The 4,285-nt window shown below is 52.6% G+C and carries 3 protein-coding genes and 1 pseudogene; all 4 read right to left on the reverse strand.

Annotated elements, in window-relative coordinates; genetic code table 11:
* Positions 1-213: 213 nt before the first annotated feature.
* Positions 214-486, reverse strand: a complete 273-nt coding sequence (locus PMI26_RS0129730) for a hypothetical protein (RefSeq protein WP_007976546.1) — start codon at positions 484-486, stop codon at positions 214-216.
* A 418-nt stretch (positions 487-904) separates the two neighbouring features.
* A pseudogene (locus tag PMI26_RS0129735) lies at positions 905-2,770 on the reverse strand (RHS repeat-associated core domain-containing protein); the annotation flags it as partial.
* Between the two features lie 128 nt (positions 2,771-2,898).
* Positions 2,899-3,171 carry a hypothetical protein gene (locus PMI26_RS09760; RefSeq protein ID WP_007976546.1) on the reverse strand — a complete coding sequence of 91 codons (273 nt, stop codon included), beginning with the start codon at positions 3,169-3,171 and terminating at the stop codon, positions 2,899-2,901.
* A 10-nt stretch (positions 3,172-3,181) separates the two neighbouring features.
* Positions 3,182-4,285: RHS repeat domain-containing protein (locus PMI26_RS30790; RefSeq protein ID WP_007976548.1), on the reverse strand; the 1,104-nt coding region annotated here is incomplete at its 5' end.

Consider the following 4,285-nt stretch of genomic DNA (forward strand, 5'->3'; position numbering starts at 1 on the left):
GATGGATGCGCAGCACCTCACCGTCCGGCTTGCGCTCCAAAGTGTTCCACCACCGGCATTTGGGCTTGCGGCTGGCGTCGATTATTCCTATAGAGAAAACGATTGAGACAATTTTGGCAGACACTTTTTTCGATTAGTTTTAAAAGAGCGATCGACCGGGGGTGTTAATGACCGTATCAAAAACAGAAATAGCGTTAAAAAAACATCAAGCACTTAAGGCCTGACAACCAAAAAATTATTAACTTCCCTCTGTGCAAAATCCATTTTTTCAAGCAATGGATTTTCATAATCACTATATATCTCCAAATACTCCCTAGGCGAAAATCTGATCAAATTATCGGTCAAATTTCTTCGAAGCAAGAGCACAACTACCCTTTCGTAATCTTCGATAATAGAGCGAAGATCCGTACCCCCACGCACTGCCTGAATTTGTTCTAACTCATTTAATATTTCTCGCAACAACTCTATCAGATCTTTTTCTTTCATCTCGAATCCCTTATATAGTGCTTATATTTCTAATGCCTACAATCCAACTTTCTGGCCAATTTTGCGGCATGAGTATTTGGTCCGCCCCTCCTTTGAATACTGTTCCTGCCTTGGTAATCTGTGGCGCCACCGCCCCCACATTAAGTGTCGTACCCTTGGGAATAAGAATTTTAGCCTCAAATTGCCGTGTATTTTTCCATTCAGGTAACAGCGCAGCGTCTAATTTTGCTTGAATTCTACTAGAGGCTGGAGAAGTAGATACAAAACCTCCGCCTGCTTTGGCATTCCCTCCAAAAACTCGATACACATATATATCTTTAGTCGTTACAACAGTCTTGTATTCACCATTGCTGAATGATTCAGCGACCCAGCTTGGAAGCTTCGCCTTAGTCGTTTCACTATATTTTCCATTCAGGCTCTCGCAACTTAACCCTAAGGCGTCAATCCAATCAACAGGGTTTCGGGCGTATTCATAAAGGTTTACCCCACCGCTCAACCCAATCGGATCCTGCGTAACAAACCGCCCCACCTCCGGATCGTAATACCGAAACGTGTTGTAGTGCAGCCCCGTCTCGTCATCGAAATACTGCCCCTGAAACCGCAGATTCTGTTCAACTTCATTGACCGCCAGCTTCTCAACCGCCCCCCACGCCTTGTACGTCGCCTGCCAGACAATGCTCCCGTCCGCGTCAGTCATCTCCAGCGGCGTACCAATCTGGTCGGTATGGAAGTAGTAAAGCTGCTGCTCCCCACCCTCCTCCTGGTCCACCCGCGCCAAGGGCGCATAACTCCCCGGCTCATACAGGTACAGACTGCTCCGCCCCGCACTTTCCTCACGCAGCATCCGCAGGCCTTGCCACAAAAAGTGCTTCTGCTCGGTCCGACCCTTGATCTCTGAATCCTTGGCAACCCGCCGCCCCAGGCTGTCGTACCGATACAAACCGGTACTTTCCAGCTTGCCATTGACCAACGTCTCAGCTTTGACGAGGCGGTTTTCGCAGTCATACGTGAACGTCTGCAGCCGGTTCATCCCGCTGCGTTTCTCAATCAGGTTGCCCCACGCATCGTAGACATATTCCTGATCCCGCCAGTGCTTGAGGCGGTTGTCCTTGACGTGGTCGAACTGGCTGGTGTTGAAGTTCAGCCGGTTCGCCGCGGCGTCGTAGCGGAATTCTTCGCTGTCGATCAAGTGGCCGGTGTCGCGGCTGTGCAGCTGGCCGTTGGCTTCATATTGGTACTTGATCTCGCCGCGCAGTTTGTCGAGGGTGCGGGTCAACTCGCCGGCCGGGTCGTAGTGGTGACGGCGGTGGATCGGGTTGTAGGCGTGCTCGACCAGCAGGTCGGGCTGGATGCCGGGGTTGTGGAGGCGCGAGAGTTTTTCCGCCGGCAGGCGCGAGGCGAACTGCCAGCTCTTGCGGCCCATCGCGTCGTAGCCGAAGCAGCTGGTGAGCGTGCCTTGGGTGCGCAGGACTTCGCGGTGCAGGTCGTCGCGCTCGATGTCGCTGATCAGTTGGCCGTCGAGGTTGAGTTGATGCAGGTGGCCGCTGCCGTAGTACAGGTGGTTGAGGTGTTGGCCGGTGGGCAACGTCAGCGTGGTGAGGTTGCTCAGGGGGTCGTACTCGTAGGACAAGGCGCCTTGCGCTGTGGTCTCCTGGATCAGGCGGCCGAGCAGGTCGTAGGAGAATTCGAGCGTTTCTTCGCTGACGCCGAGTTGCTTGCCCTGCGCGGTCGGCAGGCGCTGGATCGACAGCAGGCGATCAGCGTCGTCGTACAGGTAATCCTGACGGGCATCGGCATTGAGTTTGGCCAGCAGCCGGCCAATGCCATCCCGCTCGAATTCGGTGCGGCGCTGTGGTCGTTCACCGCGCTCGCCGTAGCCGGTTTCGTCGACCTGGGTCAGATGCCCGCCGAGGTTGTAGCTGAAGCGCCGGGTCAGGTTGTCGATGCGTTTTTCTTCGATCAGCCGGTCGGACGCATCGTAGGCGAACTGGTACGCCGCGTTGTTTTCGTTGATCAGTGCCGTCAGGCGAATCGCCGGGTCGTACTCGTAGCGAATGCGCTGACCCTTGGCGTCCTGGCGGCTGCTCGGCAGGCCCCGGGCGGTGCGTAGCAGGCGCGTGGTCTGGCCTTTGCCGTCGGTGTGCGTCAGTACCTGGCCGAGGGCGTTGTAGGTGAAGGATTCGGCGCTGCCGTCCGGGTGATGGATGCGCAGCACCTCACCGTCCGGCTTGCGCTCCAAAGTGTTCCACCACCGGCATTTGGGCTTGCGGCTGGCGTCGATTATTCCTATAGAGAAAACGATTGAGACAATTTTGGCAGACACTTTTTTCGATTAGTTTTAAAAGAGCGATCGACCGGGGGTGTTAATGACCGTATCAAAAACAGAAATAGCGTTAAAAAAACATCAAGCACTTAAGGCCTGACAACCAAAAAATTATTAACTTCCCTCTGTGCAAAATCCATTTTTTCAAGCAATGGATTTTCATAATCACTATATATCTCCAAATACTCCCTAGGCGAAAATCTGATCAAATTATCGGTCAAATTTCTTCGAAGCAAGAGCACAACTACCCTTTCGTAATCTTCGATAATAGAGCGAAGATCCGTACCCCCACGCACTGCCTGAATTTGTTCTAACTCATTTAATATTTCTCGCAACAACTCTATCAGATCTTTTTCTTTCATCTCGAATCCCTTATATAGTGCTTATATTTCTAATGCCTACAATCCAACTTTCTGGCCAATTTTGCGGCATGAGTATTTGGTCCGCCCCTCCTTTGAATACTGTTCCTGCCTTGGTAATCTGTGGCGCCACCGCCCCCACATTAAGTGTCGTACCCTTGGGAATAAGAATTTTAGCCTCAAATTGCCGTGTATTTTTCCATTCAGGTAACAGCGCAGCGTCTAATTTTGCTTGAATTCTACTAGAGGCTGGAGAAGTAGATACAAAACCTCCGCCTGCTTTGGCATTCCCTCCAAAAACTCGATACACATATATATCTTTAGTCGTTACAACAGTCTTGTATTCACCATTGCTGAATGATTCAGCGACCCAGCTTGGAAGCTTCGCCTTAGTCGTTTCACTATATTTTCCATTCAGGCTCTCGCAACTTAACCCTAAGGCGTCAATCCAATCAACAGGGTTTCGGGCGTATTCATAAAGGTTTACCCCACCGCTCAACCCAATCGGATCCTGCGTAACAAACCGCCCCACCTCCGGATCGTAATACCGAAACGTGTTGTAGTGCAGCCCCGTCTCGTCATCGAAATACTGCCCCTGAAACCGCAGATTCTGTTCAACTTCATTGACCGCCAGCTTCTCAACCGCCCCCCACGCCTTGTACGTCGCCTGCCAGACAATGCTCCCGTCCGCGTCAGTCATCTCCAGCGGCGTACCAATCTGGTCGGTATGGAAGTAGTAAAGCTGCTGCTCCCCACCCTCCTCCTGGTCCACCCGCGCCAAGGGCGCATAACTCCCCGGCTCATACAGGTACAGACTGCTCCGCCCCGCACTTTCCTCACGCAGCATCCGCAGGCCTTGCCACAAAAAGTGCTTCTGCTCGGTCCGACCCTTGATCTCTGAATCCTTGGCAACCCGCCGCCCCAGGCTGTCGTACCGATACAAACCGGTACTTTCCAGCTTGCCATTGACCAACGTCTCAGCTTTGACGAGGCGGTTTTCGCAGTCATACGTGAACGTCTGCAGCCGGTTCATCCCGCTGCGTTTCTCAATCAGGTTGCCCCACGCATCGTAGACATATTCCTGATCCCGCCAGTGCTTGAGGCGGTTGTCCTTGAC

The sequence above is a fragment of the Pseudomonas sp. GM33 genome, from assembly GCF_000282295.1.
Classification (GTDB): Bacteria; Pseudomonadota; Gammaproteobacteria; order Pseudomonadales; family Pseudomonadaceae; genus Aquipseudomonas; species Aquipseudomonas laurylsulfatiphila.